Here is a 21772-nt window from a genome sequence, read left to right as displayed (position 1 = left end):
CTTAAAAAGGAACTTCCGTAAGGTTGTTCCTTTTTTTATTTTCTATGAGAGAGGCGATCCATATTTTTCTTCAAATTCTCGTTATATTCAGTACCCTTTCATTGATTTTGGGCTTGTATAAGCCTGTATTAGTACTTTGGTTTTTAGATCGTTTCAACAGATTGAAAGTATTGAAAATATATGGTTTGGCACTACTTATTTTTGTACTCCTATTATTTTTGAATAATATCTTTTGATATGGTGGCTTTTGGGTAATTTTAATTATTTTGATTTTAAAATTTCCTAAGATTGAGAAAAGTTATCTCCATATTACTTTTAAGCGTGTTTGCTTTGTACCATTTTGGGTACTATGGATTTTATTATTCGCTCAATTTTAGATTAGAATCATATTGGACTGATAAAATATTCGAAACTGAAGAGTTTACTGAAGAGATTATGGAGATCCCTATTTCTGTTCCATACATGTCAGATCAGTCTGATTTTCAGGTTACAAATACTACATTTGAAAAAGACGGGAAAAATTACCGGGCTGTAAAGCAGAAGTATTCAAATGATACCTTACAAATTGTCTATGTCCCTGATACAGCAAAGAACAAACTGGATAATGTTGTGAAAAAATGGATCATTTCGTTGGTTTCAGATGAAATTCCCACAGAAAATAGCAATTCTTTACTTTCAAAAATATTCATAAAGGATTATACCAAGCCCAATCAAGATTTTGTGATTGCACCTTTCATGAATCAAGAGAAAAACTACATAGGATTTATTTTTTCGCCTTTCAATGAATTATTTCTCAGTAATAATACTCCTCCTCCAGAAGTGGTTTGAGTTAAACCATTCTTAATTGGTATTTTCTTTAGATAATCACTCATTAAAATTCAGTTTTTGAGCAGATGATTCTATGTTTTCAAAGGGGTTTGTTGTACATAGATCATCTCTTCATATTGTATTTCTGTTGATTTTTCTGAAAGAAAATGAAAAGTCTACCCTCAGAATATGAATGTGATTATCTTTTGATAATCGGGTGTCATGTGATTAATTGGTTAGACAGCAACTTATTTATCCCCTCCAAAGCTTCAATTTTGGAGGGGTATTTCTCCAATTTTGAATGGATTGATTTTTAATATTCAAACAATTTCAAATTTTAACTTAAAAATTATTATGAAAAGATTATTACCAATAATCCTTGGTATGATTGTACTTTTTTTTGTACAAACTCAAATCCATGCGCAAGGTTGCGTGGCGATTAGGCAATTTTCGGGTATAGGAAATGCAGTTGGACAAGGAAATATCCTTGAAAAAGGAGAATGGAATATTAGCTCAAATTATCGCTATTTTAAGTCATTCCGACACTTCAGCGGTACAGAAGAGCACCCAAATCGAGTTGCAGACAATACCGAAGTGATTAACTGGTCGCATGGAGTGGATCTCAATGTAAGTTATGCCATTTCGGAGAGAGCTTATGCTGTAGTTTCATTGCCTTTTGCTTACAATGAAAGAAGTTCTTTATATGAACATGGAAGAAATTCACGCCATAAGACTTATTCTAAAGGATTGGCAGATATGCGAATTGGGGCTGGCTATTGGTTGCTACCTTCAGAAAAAGCGAAGAAAGGAAATACAGCAATAGGTTTTGGAATCAAAATTCCAACGGGCGATTACAATGCTCAAAGCACATTTTATAATGTAGGTCCAAATGGTACTTCAGAAGTAAGACCTGTTGATCAATCTATTCAGTTAGGAGATGGTGGATTGGGACTGATAGTAGATGCGCAGGGGATTTGGAATTTGCGCTCTAATTTCTTTTTATACTATGATGGATTCTATATGTTTAATCCAAGAAATACCAATGGGACTATGACAAATAGGAGCAGAGCATCTGAATCAATCATGAGTGTTCCTGATCAATTTGCTTTTAGAGCAGGTCTTTTTAAGCCAATTCCTAGGCTTCACGGACTGGGAATTTCATTGGGAGGAAGAGCTGAAGGAATTCCAATAAGAGACTTGATTGGAGAAAGTGATGGGTTTCGTAGACCGGGATATATTGTTTCTGTTGAGCCAAGGATAAGTTATATGCTGGGTAATTTTACCACGACTTTAACTGTTCCAGTGGCATTAATCAGGAATAGAACACGAAGTTTGACTGACATCATTGAGTCCACTCCTGAAAACCGAAGACACGGTGATGCTGCTTTTGCAGATTATCTAATCAATATGAATTTGGCTTGGAGGATTCCGAAGAAGGTTAAAGAAGTATTTAATAGTATTGATTAATTATGTTTTATTAGGGGGATTAGCCTAAAAGACTAGTCTCCTTTCTCAAACTTTTCCCTGCCAAAAGAATCAAAGCCAATGATAAAATAAATAGTATCACTGCGATTCCAGTTAAAATATATCCTTGCTCTTGGAAATTCTTCCAAGCAAATAATGCCAAGGAAGTCAAAGTAACTGTAAACATAAAGAACATCGGAATCAAGACAAAGGTAGCATTGGTCTTTTGTCTGATGAGATAAACTGAGATTGCCAATAATGCCAATGCTGCCAAAAGTTGGTTTGCGGATCCGAAGATGGGCCACAAGACACTGAATCCTCCAGATGTCAATAAAAGAACAGAAAGTACAATGACAATACTTGTTGAGAGGTAGCGATTTTTTGCAAGCTTCACACCGATAGGATTTTTCACATCTTCGAAATATTCCTGAAAGGTGAATCGAGCCAATCGTGTACAAGTATCCAAAGTTGTCAAAGCAAATGCGGATACTGTCAATGCAACGAATCCAATCCCAAACCCTTCTGATATCCCTAAGCTAGAGATAATATTTCCCAAGCCATTCGCAAACAAAGGCACGGGGCCTAAAGTGTCTATTTTCTCTAGATACTCCGCTCTTGATAGGACAACTACCGCTGCAACAGCAATAATTGCGAGAAAAGATTCAATCAGCATGCCTCCAAAACCCACGATTTTAGCGTCACCTTCTTTGTCTATTTGCTTTGAAGTAGTTCCTGAAGCGACCAAAGAGTGAAACCCACTGATTGCGCCACAGGCGATAGTTACAAATAGAACAGGGAAAATATATCCCAAATTCTCAGAAGTAAAATGAATGTCATTATCCATGACGATAGTAGGGTTGGCGATAAAAACACCAATAACCGCGGCTATGATTAATCCATAAAGTAAAAAGCTATTTAAATAATCCCTTGGCTGAAGCAGCATGGACATGGGACTAACCGAAGCAATAAATGCATAAGCTAGTAAAATGTAAATCCAAGTTTGATAATCTAGGACGATTGGAAATAGCATTCCCAAATACACAAAGTAATACATCAAGACGATTCCAATAATGGAAATGATGATGAATGCCATTTTTTTATCTCCAACAGCCTTACTTACAAACCCAAATAATACAGCCAAGAAAATAAAGAGCAAAGATGCCGACGCAACTCCAGGATTACTCACAAAAGTTTTGGCGATGATATCTGCAAAAACACCAATGATGAGAATCAAGGTTGAAAAGCTGAAAAGTATAAAAAGTTGCTTACCTCTGTATCCGATGTTATTTTGGATAATTACTCCAATAGATTTTCCTTGGTTTTTTAAAGAGGCAGCCATACTACCTAAATCATGAACTGCACCAAAAAATATCCCTCCCACTAGAATCCAAATCACAGCAGGAATCCATCCAAATGTCAATGCAATGATTGGCCCTACTATAGGCCCAGCACCTGCAATAGATGCGAAATGATGCCCCAATACAACTATTGGCTTACTTGGGATGTAGTCAATACCATCAGATAGCTGATGTGAGGGCGTGATATTCTTATTGTCAAGTTTAAATTTTTTAAAAACATATTTACCATAAATGAAATATGCAGCAATCAATACAAAAGCAGAAAGACTCAATAAGGTGATCAGATTCATGTCTGAAGATATATTTGGGGTTTCAACCTTGAATATCATGCTTATTCAGCAGAATACAAATACCCAATTCGAACTAAAAGGTATTTAAAAAAAACTACAGGATTGAAATTCCATAATCTCTTTCCATCAACACTTCTAGTGCTTGATTTTAAGCTATTTACTTGTTTTGACTTTGAGGAACTTACTGGTGTAATTTTATTTAATGGATATAACCTATAAATTTGTAATCCCTGAAATAAATATTCAGGGATTAACAAGAATAAATTATGGCTTGGTTTAAAAGAACAGATAAAGGAATAAAGACCTCAACAGAGGAAAAGAAAGATGCTCCTGATGGCCTGTGGTTTAAAACACCTAAGGGAAATATCATTCATACACGTGAATTAAAGCATAATTCTTACGTTTGTCCCGATGATGATTACCATGTAAAGATTGGGTCAAAAGAATATTTTGAAATATTATTTGATGGAAATAAATTTAAGGAAATAGATGCCAATATGACATCTGGAGATCCTTTGAAATTTGTCGATACCAAACCATATACATCGAGAATTGATGCAACTATTGCCAAGACAGAATTGAATGATGCTGTAAGAACAGCAGTAGGGAAAATGAATGGTTTAGACCTAGTTGTTTCTTGTATGGACTTCAACTTTATTGGAGGATCCATGGGTTCGGTCGTTGGAGAGAAAATTGCAAGAGCAATTGATTACTCACTAAAAGAGAAAATTCCATTTCTGATGATTTCAAAATCAGGAGGCGCAAGGATGATGGAAGCAGGATTTAGCTTAATGCAAATGGCAAAAACCTCTGCTAAACTCGCTCTTCTAGACAAAGCAGGAATCCCATACATTTCATTATTAACTGATCCTACTACCGGTGGAGTTACCGCTTCTTATGCCATGTTAGGGGATTTCAACATAGCAGAGCCCGGAGCCTTAATTGGGTTTGCCGGTCCTAGGGTTATTAGAGAAACCATAGGTAAAGATCTACCCAAAGGATTTCAGAGTTCTGAGTTCGTTTTGGAACATGGATTTTTAGATTTTATCATCGATAGAAGGCAGTTGAAGAACAGATTGACAACTTTGTTAAACTTACTGAACAATTAATCAGTTACAACTTAAGATCATTAAGGATAAAAGTGGCAAAATTCATATAGATTTTGACCTTCTTTATCTATTTATAAATATATTTGTATTCCCTAAGTAGGGACTAAATACTGAAAAATTAAAAGTAAAAATTATCATTAAATGGGTTCAGTAATTATTACCTCGATTGTAGCATTTACACTGATTATTCTGCTACTCGTTTTTATCCTTTTGTTTGCCCAATCTAAGCTAGTCAACTCTGGAGATGTCAAAATCATCATTAATGGTGATGAGAGCAATCCAATTGTGACATCTGCTGGTTCAACTTTGTTGAATACCTTGGGTAACAAAAAAATCTTCTTGCCATCCGCTTGCGGTGGAGGGGGTACTTGCGCAATGTGTAAGTGCGTCATAGAAGATGGTGGTGGAGAAGTTCTTCCTACAGAAGAAGGTCACTTGAGTAGAGCAGAAAAGCAAGGTAATGTAAGACTTTCATGTCAAGTAAAAGTAAAACAAGACATGAAAATCAGAATTCCAGAAGAAATATTTGGAATTAAGAAATGGGAATGTGAAGTTATTTCAAACTATAACGTATCCACATTTATTAAAGAATTTAAAGTTAAACTTCCAGAAGGTGAAAATCTAGATTTTGAGTCTGGAGGATATATCCAAATTGACGTTCCAGCTATAACTGTCAATTTCAAGGATATGGACATCACACCTCACCCAGACTTGGGTCACCCTAAAGATGTTTATCAAAGTGATTGGGATAAGTTTGGTCTTTGGGATCTAGTGATGAAGAATGACGAAGAGTTGTTTAGAGCCTACTCAATGGCAAACCATCCTGCAGAAGGAAATATTGTTATGTTGACCATTCGTATTGCTACTCCACCATGGGATAGAGCGAATAACAAATGGATGGATGTAAATCCAGGAGTTTGTTCTTCATACGTGTTTGCTCAAAAGCCAGGTGATAAAGTGACCATTTCGGGTCCTTATGGTGAATTCCATATCAACCCAACTGATAGAGAAATGATCTACATCGGTGGTGGTGCAGGAATGGCTCCACTTAGATCTCATATTTTCCATTTATTCCATACAGAGAAAACAGACAGAAAAGTATCTTATTGGTATGGTGGTAGATCCAAAAAAGAGTTGTTCTATACTCCTCAGTTTAGAGATATCGAAAAAGATTTCCCAAATTTCAATTTCCACATAGGCTTATCTGAGCCACTTCCAGAAGACAATTGGAAAGTCAAAAAATCTTTGGACGATAGAGAAGGTGATGGATATGTTGGATTTATCCACCAAGTACTTTACGATAATTATTTGAAAGATCACCCAGAGCCAGATGAAGTTGAATTTTACCTTTGTGGTCCTCCATTGATGAATGCAGCAGTATTGAAGCTTCTAGATGATATGGGAGTTCCTCAAGAGAATATCAGGTTTGATGACTTTGGAGGTTAATTTATAAATAGAGTCCCGCAATAGCGGGACTTTTTTATTTCACTCTGATTTTTTTACTTATTTTTGAAAAAGACTTAGCAACAATCTATGAATCTCAAATCTTTCTTTGAGCCAGTTCCTGAAATTATCACCAATCAGAAATTTGCACACAATTCTTTCTTTAATTTTATTCATTTTCATGGGGATACTTTTCCCGACATAAAAGGTGTACAGATTGCGATTGTAGGCTTATCCGAAAAAAGAGGGATGAAGCATGCTGATACAATAGAAAGATCTGCCATTGAGATTAGAGAAAAACTCTATCACCTTAAAAAAGGTGAAGCATTGTATAAGATAGTGGATCTTGGAGATCTCCTTTCTGGGGATACCCTAGAAGAATCTATCGAAATACTCAAAACTGTTGGTGAGTTTCTCTTGAAAAAGCAAATCCTTCCAATTTATATTGGAGGATCGCACGACTTGGATTACGGACAGTATCTCTCTTATCAAAAATTAAAGAAACTCGTCAGCCTGGTAACTGTTGACGCCAAAATAGACATGGAAGAGGATGGGCTTCCTTATCAAACTCACACGCAAAATATCATACTTCACCAGCCCAATTTCCTTTTTAATTATTCCCATTTGGCATATCAAAGTTTTTTGGTGGACAAGGACTTAATCAATGTGATGGAGAAATTATATTTTGATCATATCAGACTTGGTAATGTAAGAGCAAATTTCAAAGAAATTGAACCCCTAATCAGAAATGCAGATTTGATGAGTTTTGACGTTTGTGCGATCCAATCTTCCGATGCTCCAGGTGCTGCAGATGCTCAGCCTTTTGGATTGACAGGGGAAGAGGCTTGTCAGATTTGTCGATTTGCTGGAATGAATGAAAAATTGAGCTCTTTTGGGATTTATGGCTATCAACCATATTATGATGATAGTAGAAATAAAACAGCCTCAATCATTGCTACCATGATTTGGTATTTTATTGAAGGTTTTTATGATAGGAAAGATAGTCTAAGTTTCAAAAGTAATGACTATATAAAGTATACTGTCTCCTTGGATACAAAGCCCTCCATTATCATCTTTTATAAAAGTAAAAGAAGTGATAAATGGTGGATGGAAATCCCTCAAAATGATCAAGAGAAGTTTGAAAGAACGACCATAATCCCATGCAGCTACAAGGATTACCAAATGGCACAATCAGGTGAAATCCCAGAAAGATGGATCAATGCCCAATTAAAATTGTTTTGAGATGAAAACATATACAAGGCAGCAACTTGCTTTGAGAAATGGGCAAGATAGACCTGAGATTTGGATAGCCTTCAAAGGTGTGATTTATGATGTGACAGCATCAAGACTTTGGAAAAACGGAAAGCATTATGAGCATTGGGCAGGACAAGATTTGACTGAGGAACTTGTCGATGCTCCACATACCGAAAAAGTTTTTGTGAAATTTGATCCTATAGGACAATTGATTTAAGAAAATGATTTTAATAGCAGATAGCGGTTCAAGTAAAACAGACTGGAGATTGATTGCTGATGATGGTTCGATTGTGCAGCATCGTGGGATAGGTTTCAACCCGACTTACCAATCAAAAGAAGAAATGATCAAATTGCTCCAAGAGGATTTTCTTTTAAGTTCTTCAAATCAAGTCGATCAGATTTTTTATTATGGAGCAGGTTGTTCTAACGATGCGAAGAAAACTCAAGTAAGTTTAGCACTATCTTCTATTTTTACTAAAGCAGAAATAATCATTGAACATGATATGCTTGCCGCAGCTAAAGCCACATGTGGCCATGAGGCTGGAATTGCTTGTATTCTTGGAACAGGTTCCAATAGTTGTGATTATGATGGTAAAGAAATCATAAGGTCCATGCCTGCACCAGGATATATTTTGGGAGATTTCGGTGGAGGATCTAGTATAGGGAAAAAATTTTTGCAGGATTTTCTTTATAATGAACTGCCTGATTCAATTTATCAAAAAGCATTGGATCAATTGGGTCTTAGCTATGACCTGATCATTCATGAAGTTTATAAGAATCCTTTTCCTGGGAGGTACATGGCATCTTTTTGTAAATTTCTAACAGAAAACAAGGCTGATCCATATTGTTATTTGCTGTACTTGAATGCCTTTCAAGATTTTTTCAGAAAATATGTAATGAAGTTTGATGATTACCAAAATAAGCAAGTGAATTTTGTTGGTTCAATCGCTTTTCATAACAGTGATATTTTAAGAAATGCTGCTTTTGATCTAGGGGTTCACGTTAATTTAATTCTAGAAAGCCCAATTGCAGGCCTCACACTTTATCACAAGAAAAATGAACACCACAGAAAGTAATTCTCTATATAACAATCTCGAGAAATTAGATATTGCCACTTTATTGATGAATATTAATCAAGAAGATCATAAAGTTGCTGTTGCGGTAGAGAAAGCTCTACCTTTGATTATTGCTCTTGTAGAGCAAATCGTCCCAAGGATGGAGCAAGGAGGAAGACTTTTTTATATTGGAGCTGGGACAAGTGGAAGACTTGGGATTTTGGATGCTTCAGAGTGTCCTCCTACCTTTGGAGTGTCTTATGATCGCGTGATTGGGATTATAGCTGGTGGTGATAAAGCCATTAGAAAGGCAGTAGAAAATGCTGAAGATGATCAAAATCAAGCTTGGAAAGACATTTGTGCGTATGGATTTCATGCCAGTGATATCGTGATTGGTATTGCCGCCTCTGGAACCACCCCTTATGTCATTGGTGGAGTAAAACAAGCCAAAGGAATAAACTTGTTGACTGCATGTATTACTTGCAATGCCGATACACCATTAGCTCATGAAGTTGACTTTCCAATTGAAGTGATTGTAGGTCCAGAGTTTGTCACAGGAAGTACTCGGATGAAAGCAGGAACAGCTCAAAAATTGGTGCTGAACATGATTTCAACATCGGTAATGATTAAGCTTGGTCGTGTGAAAGGGAATAAGATGGTTGATATGCAATTGTCTAATGAAAAACTTGTCAAAAGGGGTACAAGGATGATAGCCGAAGCAACTGGGTTGAAAGAAGAAGAGTCCAAAAATCTTCTTTTGAAACATGGGTCTGTCAGGGCAGCAATCAAAGCTTTTTATCAGAAATAATCCTTATCTTTGCAGCCCCTTTAAATTCAGGAGCTTAGATTCTTTTCAATTAAAGTGGACTTACTAAAAAATACAGCAGAGATGTTGCATGAAAAATGAAAAAAGATAATAATAGAAATCAAGGGTCTAATAGAGATTCTAAACCAAGTAAGCCTTACAACAAAGAAGGTAGAAGTGACAGAGAAAAAGATTTTTCAAAGGATTCAGACTTTAAGAAATCCAGATCAAAAGATGATTTTAAAACTGAAAGAGGATCTAAATCAAGTTTTAAAAAATCAGATGGACCTTACGAAAAGAAATTTTCTCCCATAAGAAAATCAAAAGAAGATGCTGCCAAGTCAAGTTCAGCCAAAAAGGATGAATTCAGCTTAGAAGGTTATCCAAAAAAGAAATATACTCCAAAACCACAAGAAGGGAGAAATAATCCATCCTATGGGAAAACTAGTTCAAGATCTAAAACCTCGGGCCCTAAATTAAATTCAGGTGAATTTAAGACAGTTTATAAAGGGAGAGGAAAAGATGAAAGGCCTGTTTTTGAAACGGTGAAGAAGTCTGATGTTGATAAGAAATTGGCTGCTAGAAAAAAGTCTCAGAAATCTAAGTTTCATGAAGCTCCAGCTGAACCCAGACCTGAATATAATTTTGATAGAATTGAGAAAAAACTCAATAAAAATCAGGATGATGACGAAATTAGATTGAATAAATATATTTCTAATTCTGGAATCTGTTCAAGAAGAGAAGCTGATACTTTAATCCAAAATGGAGATATCAGAGTGAATGGAGAAACGATCATGGAAATGGGCTATAAAGTTCAAAGAGCTGATGTGGTCACTTACAAGGGGAAAAATATCAATCCTGAAAAGCCAGTTTATTTGCTCTTGAACAAGCCAAAGGATTTCATCACTACAACTGATGACCCAATGGAAAGAAAGACCGTGATGGAGCTCGTAGGCAATGCTTGTAAAGAGCGCATATTTCCTGTTGGTAGATTGGATAGAAATACTACAGGGTTATTGCTATTTACCAATGATGGGGAATTGGCTGCTAAGCTCTCGCATCCTTCCAATGAAATTAAGAAGATTTACCAAGTAACTTTGGATAAGCCGCTGACCAAAGCTGATGAAGAGACAATTCTTGAAGGCTTTGCATTGGAAGATGGCGATGTGAAAGTGGATGATATGCAAGTGCTTTCAAAAGACAAAACTATTTTAGGTTTAGAAATTCATGTTGGGAGAAATAGAATTGTAAGAAGAATTTTTGCACATTTTGGATATGAAGTGATTGCACTAGACCGTGTTACTTATGCTGGTCTTGACAAAAAAGATCTTCCAAGAGGAAAATACAGATTCCTTACCGAAAAGGAAGTGATCAACTTGAAATATTTCAAATAAACAAAAGAGGCGTTTTCGGTAAGAAAACGCCTCTTTTTTTGAATTTAATCTATTATTTTGTCGCTAATAGTTTCGAGAATCCATTGTCTGATTTTACAAAGAATTCAATTTTAGAATTTGATCTGCTATGGTTGAAGATATAAGTTTTTTGAAAACCTTTAGAATTGAATAATTCTTCCTCGTGAACCAATTGATTGTTTTCATAAATTAGAACAGTCATATTTGACGGTAGGAGAGAGTTTACCAATAGTTTATATTGATTGTTTTCCACTTTTTCCAATTTCGAGAAAACTACAGGCTCTACTTTTCTGTCTGTCCCAAGATTTAATTCCAAATGATCGATTTCTCCTGAATTGTTGAAAACCCCGATTTGGTATTTTCCTTCTGCCAATTTTGAAAAATCGTAAGCTTTGGAGAATTCCTTTTTGGAAAGAATTCTGTCAGTATGGAGTAGGGTGTTAAAATCATCATAGATTTTAACTGTGATTGCACCACTCGGTACCATTCCATAAATCAATTGAACTTTGCTGTCTGCTACTTTTTTAAGTTTAACAGTTCCTTCAAGTGTGTTTTGTTTTGCAAAGGCTGTAACTGAAATGCTCATTGCAAGAATCATTGCTGTCATTAATCTCATAATAGTATAATTTAATAGGGTTAAGAAATACTTATTTTTTGATTAACCTCTGTGTCGATTTATCGAACATGTAAAATAGAGGCCAGCTACTTTGGGAGAGTATCTTTTAAAAGATGATGATACAAACTTATACATGAATAACTTTAATTGCAAATAATGCAATGAAAATAATTTATTATTATCAAATATATAATTAAAACATTAAAATGATATGAATTTGATAATAAATGAAAAATTTTTACGGAAACGTTATCATGAAAAATGCAAAGACCGATTTATTCCAATAATCCAAATAATATTCTGAATTATAGCTCTATGTTTTTCTGATCAAAAGAAATTACTTCAATGAAATATTTCAAAAAATTTTATGTGTTTAAATTTTAAAATGTCAAAAAAATGAAAAATCCTTAGAAAAGCATCAAGAGTTTTCTAAGGATTTATGTTTTAAATCTGGGAAATTCCAGAGTTAGATCATGTCAAAACCTAAGTAAGGGACCAAGACATTTGGCATTTTTATGCCATGTTCTGTTTGGTTATTTTCTAATATGGAAGCAACAATTCTTGGTAAAGCTAAGGCTGAACCATTTAGAGTATGTGCTAAAATCGTTTTTTTGTCTTCGCCTTTATATCTCAACTTCAATCTGTTTGACTGATAATTTTCAAAGTTGCTTACAGAACTTACTTCTAACCATCTTTCTTGCGCGGCAGAATAGACTTCCATGTCATAAGTCAAAGAAGAAGTAAAGCCCATATCTCCACCACATAGTCTAAGAACACGGTATGGTAGTTCTAATTTTTGAAGTAAACTTTGTACATAATTACTCATGTCTTCCAAAACTTCATAGGAATTATCTGGGTGAACAACTTGCACTATTTCAACTTTGTCAAATTGATGCAGCCTATTCAATCCTCTAACATGTGCCCCCCAGCTTCCAGCCTCTCTTCTAAAACAAGGAGTATAAGCGACGTTCTTGATTGGGAAGTCTTGTTCGTTCAAAATTACGTCTCTATATAAGTTGGTAATTGGGACCTCTGCAGTTGGGATCAAAAAGAGCTTGTCTGCTGTAGCTTCATACATCTGACCTTCCTTGTCTGGAAGTTGACCTGTGCCGTAGCCTGAGTCTTCGTTGACAAGGATCGGAGGCTGTATTTCCGTATAGCCAGCTTTCATCGCCTCGTCCAAGAAGAAATTGATTAAGCCTCTTTGTAATCTTGCACCTCTCCCTTTATATACCGGGAATCCTGCGCCGGCGATTTTCACACCAAGATCAAAGTCGATAATGTCATATTTCTTGATCAATTCCCAATGGGGAAGTTTAGATTCAGGAAGATCAGGAATGCTGCCATGTTCCAATACGATCTCATTATCATCCGCTGATTTTCCTGATGGTACAGAAATATGAGGGACATTTGGGATTGTATATAAAATTTGCCTTAAATCTTCCTCGACGTTATTGTAATTGTCCTCAAGGATTTTGATTTGAGATTTTATCTCAGCAGTTCTTGATTTGATTTTTTCTGCTTCTTCTTTCCTCCCTTCACGCATCAAAGCACCAATTTCTTTCGATATGTTGTTTGATTCTGCTTGTAAATTATCCCTTTCTGTCTGTGTTTCTTTTCTGGTTTTGTCCAATTCCAAAACTTGGTGTAAGGTGGCCTCGGCATGGGTGAAATTCCTCTTTTGAAGACCTTCCAATACGGTCTCAAAATTGTCCCTGATAGTATTTACAAGTAACATATAATGTGTCTTTGAGTCTTAAATTTGATAGCTGCAAAGATAAGGATGTTCTTTAAAAGGCATCTTCCAAATCTTACAAGAAAGCCAAAAAACGATTTATTTTACAATTACTTTTTTTCTAATTGTTGAAAATGGTCCATCAAGTTCATTGCCATTTTGGTGCAAGAGTTTAATAGCAATGCTGTGCTCGCCTTTGGGGAGATTTGCGATCCTAACTGGGGTGACTTGTTCAATTTCGTATTTCATGTCATCTATTGAGATTTCAACTTTCAGTTTGTCTAATTTTAATTCGCCGCCAAGAACCAAAAAATCAATAGTCACTTCTTCTTCTGCGGTGAATTCTTGCCCTTCTGAAGGTAAATTTACAGCAATATAAGGCTCAGCAGAATAGGGGAAAGGTCTAGTTTCTCCAACTCGAAAATCTCTATCCACATAATTCCCAAACTCTTTGAGCATCAACCCTTCTTCATCGACTAGGTATGCAATTGCTCTGTATGTTCCTTCTTTGAGTTCTCTTTGAAATATCGGCATATTATAACCAATTGGATCTCCTGAATTGAGGATTAATTTGAGTTGAAAACCACTCAGCCCTTCACCGTAAGGATAATTCTTTATATTAAATTCGAAGGGGATTTTGCCAGGCTTAAACACTTGATTGCCCAATGGGCTGAACATCTCAATTATTGCATCGGGATAGTCATTCTTTTCTTCATAAAAATAAAAGCTAATCTCGGGCACTGGAGAAGAAATGGAGTCGCTTTTTGTAATTGGGATTTTAACCTCTTCTTTTTTTTCACGTCTCGACTCGCAAGAGCTAAGTGATAATAGAAAAACACAGAAAGTAAAGAGACAGAAGTTTTTCATAGTTTTTAGTGGTATAGCTAAAGATATTTAAATTTAGCGTAAAAAACCGTACCTTTCGAGGTAAATTATATCCGTATGACTGAGATTTTATATGACGAAATTCCATCTTTAGACTTAGCAGATTTCACTTCTGGAGATGTAAATGAAAAGGCAGCTTTTGTAGAAAAGCTAGGTCAAGCCTACAATAATATTGGCTTTGTTGCTATAAAAAACCATGGTTTAAGTAAAGAATTACAAGATAACCTTTATGATATTATTAAGAGATATTTTGCTCTTCCTGATGATGTGAAGGCAAAATATGAAAAACCAGAAATTGGTTATCAGCGTGGCTACACGGGCAAAGGTAAAGAACATGCCAAAGGAAGAAATACAGGAGACCTGAAGGAATTTTACCATGTGGGCCAAGATAGAGCAAGTATCCCTGATTCAGATCCTATCAAAGCCGAATATCCTGATAATATCTGGCCAACAGAGTTGCCCGAGTTTGAAGAAATTGCTTTGGAAGCATTCAAAACATTGGAAGCTGCTGGCAAAAATATGCTAAAGGCCATTGCATTGTATTTGGAATTACCAGAAAATTATTTTGAAGATAAAGTAAAGTATGGGAATTCAATCTTGAGACAAATTCACTATTTCCCAATTGAGAACCCTGATGAAGTTCCTGCAGATGCAGTAAGAGCAGCAGAGCATGGAGATATCAATTTGATTACTTTGCTTATGGGAGCAAGTGCAGATGGACTTCAGGTTTTGAGAAAAGACGGAAAATGGATTCCTATCACAGCACTTCCTGACCAATTGGTTGTAAATGTAGGGGATATGTTGGAGAGATTGACCAATAAAAAATTGAAATCAACCATACATCGTGTGGTCAATCCTCCAAGAGAATTGATGAATACAAGCAGGTTCTCCATTCCATTCTTTATGCACCCAAGGTCTGAGATGGACTTGACTTGTCTGGAAAGTTGTATAGATGAAAGTAATCCAAAGCAATTTACAGATGCAACAGCAGGAGAGTTTTTGGACGAACGTCTTAGAGAATTAGGATTGAAGAAATAAGGTGACAGTAAAGAAAGTAAGATATTATCTTTACCTGAAGGATGTTTTACTACTTTCTGTGACAGCATTTGGTGGCCCACAAGCTTTCCTTGCCATGGTCTTAGAACTCATGGTGAGGAAGCGAGGTTACATTTCTGAACAAGAGCTCTGGGAGCTCAATGCTTTATGTCAGATTCTACCAGGGCCGACTTCTACACAAACTATCTCAGCAATAGGTTATCGAATTGGAGGTCCAAATTTAGCTTATCTGTCACTTTTTTTATGGATTTTGCCTGCTACTATTTTGATGATAGCTGCAGCTTTCTTGATTGACTTTTTACAAGAAAATACACCAGGAGCACTAAACTTTGCCAAATTTATCCAACCCATGGCAATTGGATTCATCATTTACGCTGCGCAAAAGACTATTTTCAAAATGGTCAAAACTACAGAAGCTACAGTTTTGATGATGTTGGCTGCGTTTGTTTCATTCTTTTACAATTCTCCTTATGTATTTCCAATTTTATTGTTGGCAGGAGGATTGGTAACTTCCATGAACTACAGAAATCACCCAAAGGAAAAAGGGGATAAGAAATTAAAAATCGCTTGGGCTAATTTCTATTTATGGGCAGGGATATTGATTTTAGCAGCAGTTTTAGGTGCGATTACCAAAAATCAATCAGTTCTTCTTTTTGAAAATTTCTATCGAAACGGAAGTTTGATTTTTGGAGGAGGGCAAGTGTTGGTGCCTTATTTATTCACTGAATTTGTAGAGTTCAAAGAGTTTCTCACTTCTCAAGAATTCCTTACTGGATATGCAATCTCACAAGGAATGCCAGGACCGACTTTCAGTATCAGTTCGTATGTTGGAGCCTTGTCAATGAGGGAATATGGCGTGATGGGTTTGTTGACAGGTGGGTTTATCGCTGCTGCTGGGATTTTCTTGCCAGGTACATTTTTGATATTCTTTGTAATCCGTTTTTGGGATCAATTGAAAAAATATAGGCCAGTACGTGCAGCATTGGAAGGTGTTAATGCTGTGAGCTGCGGGATGCTAATCGCAGCGGCTTACTTACTGTTTGAGCCATTGGATGCGAACTTGTTCAATGTATTGGCTATTTTAGGTACTTACCTTTTGTTGAATTTCACCAAGCTTTCCTCACCTTTGATCATCATCATTGGAGTAGTAGCTGGGATAGGTTATAATTTGATTTTTTAAATCTTAGTTATTGTTAATTTAAAGATTAATACATTTATTCAGAATAGTTTAGGTAGGAAAAGCTAGATAGATTTGTGCGAGGTCTTTGGTTTCTGACGCCAAACACTAAATGGTTCAATTTAAGAGAAAGAAGGATTCGTGTTGCCGACACTTTTTTTATCCCACCAATCCTAGATCCCTTCAAGCCAATTTATTCACATAATCCATGATATTGGCTAAGGAAGTGGCAGTTGTTTCGTTACTTATGGGAAAGCTTTCGTTGCCGCTGTATACGATAAACTTATCTGTTGCCTTGATGTCTTCGCAAGAAATAATAAATCCTTTTGAGACTTTTGGACTCGAAGTTCTCTTAATTTCAAGAGCAATCACTTTCGTTTTAAATGTGATGACAAGATCGATTTCAGCTCCAGAAAACGTCCTGTAGTGCCAATATTCAGCTCCTTTTGGCAATATGGATAAAATGTTTTCAATGATAAAACCTTCCCAGCTTAATCCCAAAATTGGGTGGCTTAGTAGTTCTTCCATTTCTCCTATATTCAATAATGCATGAACTAAACCTGAATCTCGAATATATACTTTAGGACTTTTCACCAAGCGTTTGCCAACATTGCTAAACCATGGTCTGATACTTCTTAATAGAAGTAAGTCTTCTAATAATTCAATGTAGCTTTTGATTGTTGGAGAGCTAAGATCCATACTACTACCAAGTTGGCTCATATTGAGTTGAGAACCTTGTAGGTGTGCCAACATTGTCCAAAGTCTCCGAAGTCTATTTGCTGGGATAAATTGTGCGATTTGAGGAATATCTCTTTCTAGGTAGGTTGTGATGAAATTATTTCTCCATCTCAAGCTTGCCGGATTTGATCTTGCCAAGAAGCTATCGGGAAACCCTCCTCTCAGCCACAGTCTCTCCAGTGAATTATCTTCTTTTTGGACTTCCAAAAGATTGAGAGCGAAGAGTTCTTCATAAGCGATCCTTCCTGCCAATGATTCTGATGATTGCTTGATCAATTCTAAAGATGCTGATCCCAATATCAAGAATTGTCCATATCGATAGCCTTCTTTTCTTCTTTTGTCAATGACTCCTCGGAGTATTGGGTAAAGTTCAGGCAATCTCTGAATTTCATCTAAAATGATCAATTTGCCTCTGTGAAGGTAGAAATATTGCTCAGGTTCTGCTAGTTTGCTCCTGTCACTTGGACTTTCTAAGTCTAGATAGATAGCATCTTTGTCTAATTTTGCAGCGATTCCCTGAGCAAGCGTAGTTTTTCCTACCTGCCGTGGGCCTAAGATAGATACGGCTGGAAAGTCCTGAAGTAACTCTTCTAGTTCTAACGCAATATTTCTATAAATCATGATTGTAAAAGTAAATATTAAATTTAAATTTTCAATCCTTAAAAATCAAATTTACATTGAAAATTTAAAATGTAATTTTAAATTTTCAATGTTGTATTCTTCTAAAAATAGGTTTAAAACTCTTTAAATGCTTTTTATGGGTTTTTGTTCATTTTCAAAATCAATTTTTAAAAATGCACCAAATAAAGAGCTTATCGCAGAGATCAAAAAGAAGATTAGGCTGAAGGCAACAGCTGCATTTTTATCAATTCCGATGTATTCGTGACTATAGATGAAAACCAACTCTCTTGCACCAACTCCACCAATAGTGAGTGGCAAGACTGCTACGATAGATGATAATAAAAATACAAATTGATACTCGAGGATTTTTTGATCTATTCCTAAAGCGATTAGGATAAAATAAGCTGCTACCATTTGGGCTATTTGTCCGCCGATGGAATAGAGGTTTGCGGCTAAAAAAGAGGGTGTGAATTTTGAAAAAATTAATTTATGGATTAAAAAAAAGGTAACTACTCAGGTACATTATTTACTGACCGATATTCAAGTATTTGGAGTCTTGTTGCCCTCTGTGGTGTATTGATGCGTATTTGTATGTGAATGTACGAAAATCAGCTTTAAAGTTGGTTTATCCACATTTTTTTGTGGGGAAAAACAGCGTGGATTATTGGTATTCATGGGATTATGTGCTGATATTCAGGAAACATTTCTATAGTATATTGGACCACAGGGATACGCTTATTCAGGAACTGATCAAGATGAACCTCCAGCTTATGGAGCAGGTCAAGTCTTTAAAATCTAGGGTATCCGATTTGGAAAATGAGCTTGCCCGTTACCGTAATCCCAAAAACAGCCGCAACAGCTCGGTTCCCCCTTCAAAAGACGAGAACCGCCCCAAAAAAAATCAGAGTCTCCGTCAGGATACAGGGCGCAAAACCGGCGGTCAGCCTGGACACAAAGGCCATACCCTTGAAATGACATCCTCCCCGGACATAATAGAAAACCACATCCCTTTATTCTGTACCTGCTGTGGTGGTGATCTGTCGGCGGTTCCAGCAGAACTGTCCTCCAAAAGACAGGTCCTGGATCTTCCTGTGATTAAAGTGGTATGTACCGAGCATAGAATCTTTTCCAAAAACTGTTCCTGTGGAGAAAAGATCAGTGGGTCATTCCCTGACAATATCAATGCCCCCATACAGTACGGGAGCGGTGTTGAAACCATTGTCGGTTATCTGCATGCCAGACAGTATGTTCCCTATAGAAGGATGAAAGAACTTCTCAGGGACTGCTTCGGTATTAATCTCAGCGAGGGGAGTATCGATAACATTATCGGTAGGTTTGCCCGCAAGTCTGCACCAATATATGCAAAGATAAAGACGGCAGTCTCTAAAAGTCCTGTGATAGGAGCTGACGAGACTGGGGCTAAAGTGGATGGAAACAAACAGTGGGTCTGGACTTATCAGACCGAGGAACTCACCCTGTTAGCTATATCTGAATCACGTGGACTTAAGGCGATGAATACACATTTTCCCGATGGGTTCGGAAAGGCAGTATTGTGCCACGATGCATGGAGGGCATACTTCAACTATTCGGAAAACCTGCACCAGCTCTGTTGTGCACATCTGCTTAGGGAGCTCAACTACATTGTTGAACGCTATAAATCTAAATGGGCTGACAGCCTTAGGGCCCTGTTCAGGGAAGCTATCTCACTGAAGAGAAAACTCAAAAAACTACCAGATCCAGAGAATAGCAGGAGTATTGCTTCCATTGAAGAGAAGATGGATAACCTACTCGCCCAACCTGTAGAGTCAAAACATAAAGAAGCAGTATCCCTACAAAAAAGACTCCTGAAATACAGAAAGTCACTTTTTACTTTTCTCTATCACCAAAAAGTACCACCGGATAACAATGCCTCTGAAAGAGCCATACGCAACATCAAGGTGAAACAAAAAATATCAGGACAGTTCAAATCCAACAATGGAGCTGAAAACTTCTGTGTTATAAGATCCGTCGTGGATACCCTGATCAAACGTTCGGGAAATATCTTAGAAAATCTAAATCATATAGCTAATTTACAACCTGAGTAGTTACAAAAAAAGATTGGATAGGTAATTAGAAGTAGAATAATGGAAATAGTCGAAATTGGTATTGCTGGAATCAAATTGATGTTTATTTCTACAATGAGTAAAAGGCCAAGTAAAATGAAAATTATCGCGACCAATCCTCCTAATCTATCTAAAAGAGAGGCCTGAACAAGCTGTTTGACTGGCGTTTTGAAATGCTTGTGCAAAAAATGATGAAGTTGACCCCCTTCTGACGATTTAAATTGCCCCCCCATCTGGTGATTCAAATTGACCCCCGGCTGGTGATGTAAATTGACCCCCGTCAAAAGTTATTTTTCTGGAATGGAATAAGAGGCTTTTAAGTCCTGTTAGGAGTGCAAACAATTAAGCATTCCCATGGCCAATCGCACTCTTACCATGAACAAGATCAAACAAATTTTACGAGGCCATTTTGAAGGCCATGGCTCCAAGCAGCTCAGCAAATTGACGGGAGTCTCCCGCAATACTGTCAAGTCCTATCTTAAAAGATTTCAGCAAACAGGCCTTTCCTTTGAAGAGGTTAATCAGCTTTCCGATGAAGGTTTAGCTGAATTAATATTAGGTCCACCAGCCCCTGTGCAGCAAAGTGACAGGCTGGAAGTATTACTTCCTTTATTGCCTGGGATCGTTAAGAAGTTGCGAATAAAAGGCATGACACGTCAGCGTCTCTGGGAAGAATACCGACAGAAGCATCCTGACGGTTTTCAGGCCAGCCAGTTCCGCAAACATATTCGGCAATACGTGGGTAAGCAGGGGCTAACGATGCATTTTGAGCACCTAGCCGGAGATAAAGTATTCATCGACTATGCGGGTAAAAAGCTCTATGTCACTGATCCCGATACAGGGGAGCATTTTCCTGTAGAGGTATTTGTGGCTACGCTGGGCTGTACTCAATACACTTATGTGGAAGCCACTTACACCCAGAAGAAACCCGACTTCATCGGAAGCTGCACAAGGATGCTGGAGTTCTTCGGCGGGGTTCCAAGGGTAATCGTGCCTGACAACCTCCGGTCTGCAGTTACCAAAGGCAGCAAATACTCTCCAGTCCTGAACGAGACCTTTGAAACCTTTGCTGAGCATTACAACACCACTATCATTCCGGCAAGACCGCGTCAGCCAAGAGAAAAGTCTCTGGTCGAAGGTGCTGTAAGACTGGTATATCAGCGGATTTATGTAGAACTGCAAGGCAAAGTTTTTTTATCCTTAGAAAGCCTTAATGAAGCACTTGTTCCTTTGGTATCCAACTACAATGACTATGCACTCAGAGGTGAGGAAAGTCGCAGGGAACAGTTTGAGACACTTGAGCGGAACAGTCTGCTGGCACTTCCCGAACTTCCTTATCAGCTGATGAGTGTCAAAGTGTGCACTGTAATGAAAAACACCCACATATGTCTTGGGGAGGATAAACACTACTACAGTGTTCCCCATCAGTATATGGGAAAGAAAGTCAAAGTCCTTTTCAATGATGACCAGGTAGAGATCTTTTACAAGTATCATCCTATAGCCAAACACAAACGCGATAAAAGGAAGCATAAGTACACGACACTAAGGGATCATCTGGCCGGAAACCAGAAGTATGTATCCGATTGGAGTTATGAATTCTTTGTAAGTGAAGGCAATAAGATCAGCAAGGAGGTAGGGAAATTCCTATCCAGCCTGATGGAATCTATTCCCCATCCGGAGCAAGGTTATAGATCCTGCTCCGGAATCCTTCATCTTGCCCGTAAAGTGGGTTCACAGCGGATCACTGGAGCCTGCAAAAGAGCGTCAGAGTATGGTGTTTACACCTATCCTATGATTGAACAGATCCTTTCCAAAATTTAGACGCAATCAGTTTTTCCGATGAAC

Annotated in this window: 19 protein-coding genes; 13 read left to right on the top strand and 6 right to left on the bottom strand. The window is 37.1% G+C overall.

The window, feature by feature from the left end; all coding sequences use genetic code 11:
• Positions 1-288: 288 nt before the first annotated feature.
• Together BELBA_RS02745 and BELBA_RS02740 are read left to right on the top strand one after the other, a co-directional pair.
• The gene (locus BELBA_RS02745) at positions 289-828 is read left to right on the top strand and encodes a hypothetical protein (RefSeq protein WP_014771230.1); all 540 of its coding nucleotides are present in this window, start codon (positions 289-291) and stop codon (positions 826-828) included.
• A gap of 333 nt (positions 829-1161) precedes the next feature.
• Positions 1162-2274, top strand: coding sequence for a transporter (locus BELBA_RS02740; protein WP_014771229.1), 1113 nt, complete (start codon positions 1162-1164; stop codon positions 2272-2274).
• A 19-nt stretch (positions 2275-2293) separates the two neighbouring features.
• Here the strand turns inward: BELBA_RS02740 and BELBA_RS02735 are convergent, their stop codons facing one another.
• Positions 2294-3919 (bottom strand): carbon starvation CstA family protein, encoded by a 1626-nt coding sequence (locus BELBA_RS02735; RefSeq protein ID WP_014771228.1) that lies wholly within the window; start codon positions 3917-3919, stop codon positions 2294-2296.
• Positions 3920-4185: 266 nt separating this feature from the next.
• Between BELBA_RS02735 and accD the strand changes: the two genes are divergently transcribed.
• From accD to BELBA_RS02695, 7 genes are all read left to right on the top strand, one after another.
• Complete coding sequence (accD, locus tag BELBA_RS02725; RefSeq protein WP_014771227.1) at positions 4186-5028, top strand: acetyl-CoA carboxylase, carboxyltransferase subunit beta; 843 nt, start codon at positions 4186-4188, stop codon at positions 5026-5028.
• A gap of 141 nt (positions 5029-5169) precedes the next feature.
• A complete protein-coding gene (gene nqrF / locus BELBA_RS02720) occupies positions 5170-6474 on the top strand; it encodes an NADH:ubiquinone reductase (Na(+)-transporting) subunit F (protein ID WP_014771226.1) in 1305 nt (434 codons plus the stop codon).
• A gap of 87 nt (positions 6475-6561) precedes the next feature.
• On the top strand, positions 6562-7713 hold the full coding sequence (locus BELBA_RS02715) for a formimidoylglutamase (RefSeq protein ID WP_014771225.1): 1152 nt from the start codon (positions 6562-6564) through the stop codon (positions 7711-7713).
• Position 7714: 1 nt separating this feature from the next.
• The gene (locus BELBA_RS02710; protein ID WP_014771224.1) at positions 7715-7942 is read left to right on the top strand and encodes a cytochrome b5 domain-containing protein; all 228 of its coding nucleotides are present in this window, start codon (positions 7715-7717) and stop codon (positions 7940-7942) included.
• 4 nt (positions 7943-7946) lie between these two features.
• Entirely contained in the window at positions 7947-8801 is an 855-nt protein-coding gene (locus tag BELBA_RS02705; RefSeq protein ID WP_014771223.1) for a hypothetical protein, read from the top strand.
• Positions 8782-9588 carry an N-acetylmuramic acid 6-phosphate etherase gene (gene murQ / locus BELBA_RS02700; RefSeq protein ID WP_041779198.1) on the top strand — a complete coding sequence of 269 codons (807 nt, stop codon included), beginning with the start codon at positions 8782-8784 and terminating at the stop codon, positions 9586-9588. The genes BELBA_RS02705 and murQ overlap by 20 nt, the downstream gene beginning before the upstream one ends.
• 95 nt (positions 9589-9683) lie before the next feature.
• On the top strand, positions 9684-10979 hold the full coding sequence (locus tag BELBA_RS02695) for a pseudouridine synthase (RefSeq protein ID WP_014771221.1): 1296 nt from the start codon (positions 9684-9686) through the stop codon (positions 10977-10979).
• 52 nt (positions 10980-11031) lie between these two features.
• On the opposite strand, the gene BELBA_RS02690 is transcribed toward BELBA_RS02695, so the two are convergent.
• The 3 genes from BELBA_RS02690 to BELBA_RS02680 all read right to left on the bottom strand — a co-directional run bounded on the left by BELBA_RS02690 (position 11032) and on the right by BELBA_RS02680 (position 14215).
• Entirely contained in the window at positions 11032-11613 is a 582-nt protein-coding gene (locus BELBA_RS02690) for a hypothetical protein (RefSeq protein ID WP_014771220.1), read from the bottom strand.
• 466 nt (positions 11614-12079) lie between these two features.
• Positions 12080-13351, bottom strand: coding sequence for a serine--tRNA ligase (gene serS, locus BELBA_RS02685; RefSeq protein WP_014771219.1), 1272 nt, complete (start codon positions 13349-13351; stop codon positions 12080-12082).
• Between the two features lie 96 nt (positions 13352-13447).
• On the bottom strand, positions 13448-14215 hold the full coding sequence (locus BELBA_RS02680) for a hypothetical protein (protein WP_014771218.1): 768 nt from the start codon (positions 14213-14215) through the stop codon (positions 13448-13450).
• Positions 14216-14290: 75 nt separating this feature from the next.
• Between BELBA_RS02680 and BELBA_RS02675 the strand changes: the two genes are divergently transcribed.
• Both BELBA_RS02675 and chrA read left to right on the top strand, forming a co-directional pair.
• Positions 14291-15271: an isopenicillin N synthase family dioxygenase gene (locus tag BELBA_RS02675; RefSeq protein WP_014771217.1), complete on the top strand. Its 981-nt coding sequence runs from the start codon at positions 14291-14293 to the stop codon at positions 15269-15271.
• A 1-nt stretch (position 15272) separates the two neighbouring features.
• Positions 15273-16469, top strand: coding sequence for a chromate efflux transporter (gene chrA, locus BELBA_RS02670; RefSeq protein ID WP_014771216.1), 1197 nt, complete (start codon positions 15273-15275; stop codon positions 16467-16469).
• Between the two features lie 180 nt (positions 16470-16649).
• Here the strand turns inward: chrA and BELBA_RS02665 are convergent, their stop codons facing one another.
• On the bottom strand, positions 16650-17825 hold the full coding sequence (locus BELBA_RS02665; RefSeq protein ID WP_014771215.1) for an ATP-binding protein: 1176 nt from the start codon (positions 17823-17825) through the stop codon (positions 16650-16652).
• A gap of 123 nt (positions 17826-17948) precedes the next feature.
• Entirely contained in the window at positions 17949-18308 is a 360-nt protein-coding gene (locus BELBA_RS02660; RefSeq protein ID WP_280956354.1) for a flippase-like domain-containing protein, read from the bottom strand.
• A 158-nt stretch (positions 18309-18466) separates the two neighbouring features.
• Between BELBA_RS02660 and tnpC the strand changes: the two genes are divergently transcribed.
• The gene (tnpC, locus tag BELBA_RS02655; RefSeq protein ID WP_245531063.1) at positions 18467-19909 is read left to right on the top strand and encodes an IS66 family transposase; all 1443 of its coding nucleotides are present in this window, start codon (positions 18467-18469) and stop codon (positions 19907-19909) included.
• A gap of 372 nt (positions 19910-20281) precedes the next feature.
• A complete protein-coding gene (istA, locus tag BELBA_RS02650; RefSeq protein ID WP_014771212.1) occupies positions 20282-21748 on the top strand; it encodes an IS21 family transposase in 1467 nt (488 codons plus the stop codon).
• The last annotated feature ends 24 nt before the right edge of the window (positions 21749-21772 follow it).

Source organism: Belliella baltica DSM 15883, from assembly GCF_000265405.1.
Classification (GTDB): domain Bacteria; phylum Bacteroidota; class Bacteroidia; order Cytophagales; family Cyclobacteriaceae; genus Belliella; species Belliella baltica.
The sequence above is the reverse complement of the archived record's forward strand: the minus strand, read 5'-3'. Positions and strand labels throughout refer to the sequence as shown.

Excerpts from the sequence above, each read along its gene's own strand:
- BELBA_RS02740 (WP_014771229.1), top strand. The coding sequence starts at position 1,162 with ATGAAAAGATTATTACCAATAATCCTTGGTATGATTGTACTTTTTTTT.
- BELBA_RS02735 (WP_014771228.1), bottom strand. The coding sequence starts at position 3,919 with ATGAATCTGATCACCTTATTGAGTCTTTCTGCTTTTGTATTGATTGCT.
- accD (WP_014771227.1), top strand. The coding sequence starts at position 4,186 with ATGGCTTGGTTTAAAAGAACAGATAAAGGAATAAAGACCTCAACAGAG.
- nqrF (WP_014771226.1), top strand. The coding sequence starts at position 5,170 with ATGGGTTCAGTAATTATTACCTCGATTGTAGCATTTACACTGATTATT.
- BELBA_RS02715 (WP_014771225.1), top strand. The coding sequence starts at position 6,562 with ATGAATCTCAAATCTTTCTTTGAGCCAGTTCCTGAAATTATCACCAAT.
- BELBA_RS02710 (WP_014771224.1), top strand. The coding sequence starts at position 7,715 with ATGAAAACATATACAAGGCAGCAACTTGCTTTGAGAAATGGGCAAGAT.
- BELBA_RS02705 (WP_014771223.1), top strand. The coding sequence starts at position 7,947 with ATGATTTTAATAGCAGATAGCGGTTCAAGTAAAACAGACTGGAGATTG.
- murQ (WP_041779198.1), top strand. The coding sequence starts at position 8,782 with ATGAACACCACAGAAAGTAATTCTCTATATAACAATCTCGAGAAATTA.
- BELBA_RS02695 (WP_014771221.1), top strand. The coding sequence starts at position 9,684 with ATGAAAAAAGATAATAATAGAAATCAAGGGTCTAATAGAGATTCTAAA.
- BELBA_RS02690 (WP_014771220.1), bottom strand. The coding sequence starts at position 11,613 with ATGAGATTAATGACAGCAATGATTCTTGCAATGAGCATTTCAGTTACA.
- serS (WP_014771219.1), bottom strand. The coding sequence starts at position 13,351 with ATGTTACTTGTAAATACTATCAGGGACAATTTTGAGACCGTATTGGAA.
- BELBA_RS02680 (WP_014771218.1), bottom strand. The coding sequence starts at position 14,215 with ATGAAAAACTTCTGTCTCTTTACTTTCTGTGTTTTTCTATTATCACTT.
- BELBA_RS02675 (WP_014771217.1), top strand. The coding sequence starts at position 14,291 with ATGACTGAGATTTTATATGACGAAATTCCATCTTTAGACTTAGCAGAT.
- BELBA_RS02665 (WP_014771215.1), bottom strand. The coding sequence starts at position 17,825 with ATGATTTATAGAAATATTGCGTTAGAACTAGAAGAGTTACTTCAGGAC.
- istA (WP_014771212.1), top strand. The coding sequence starts at position 20,282 with ATGGCCAATCGCACTCTTACCATGAACAAGATCAAACAAATTTTACGA.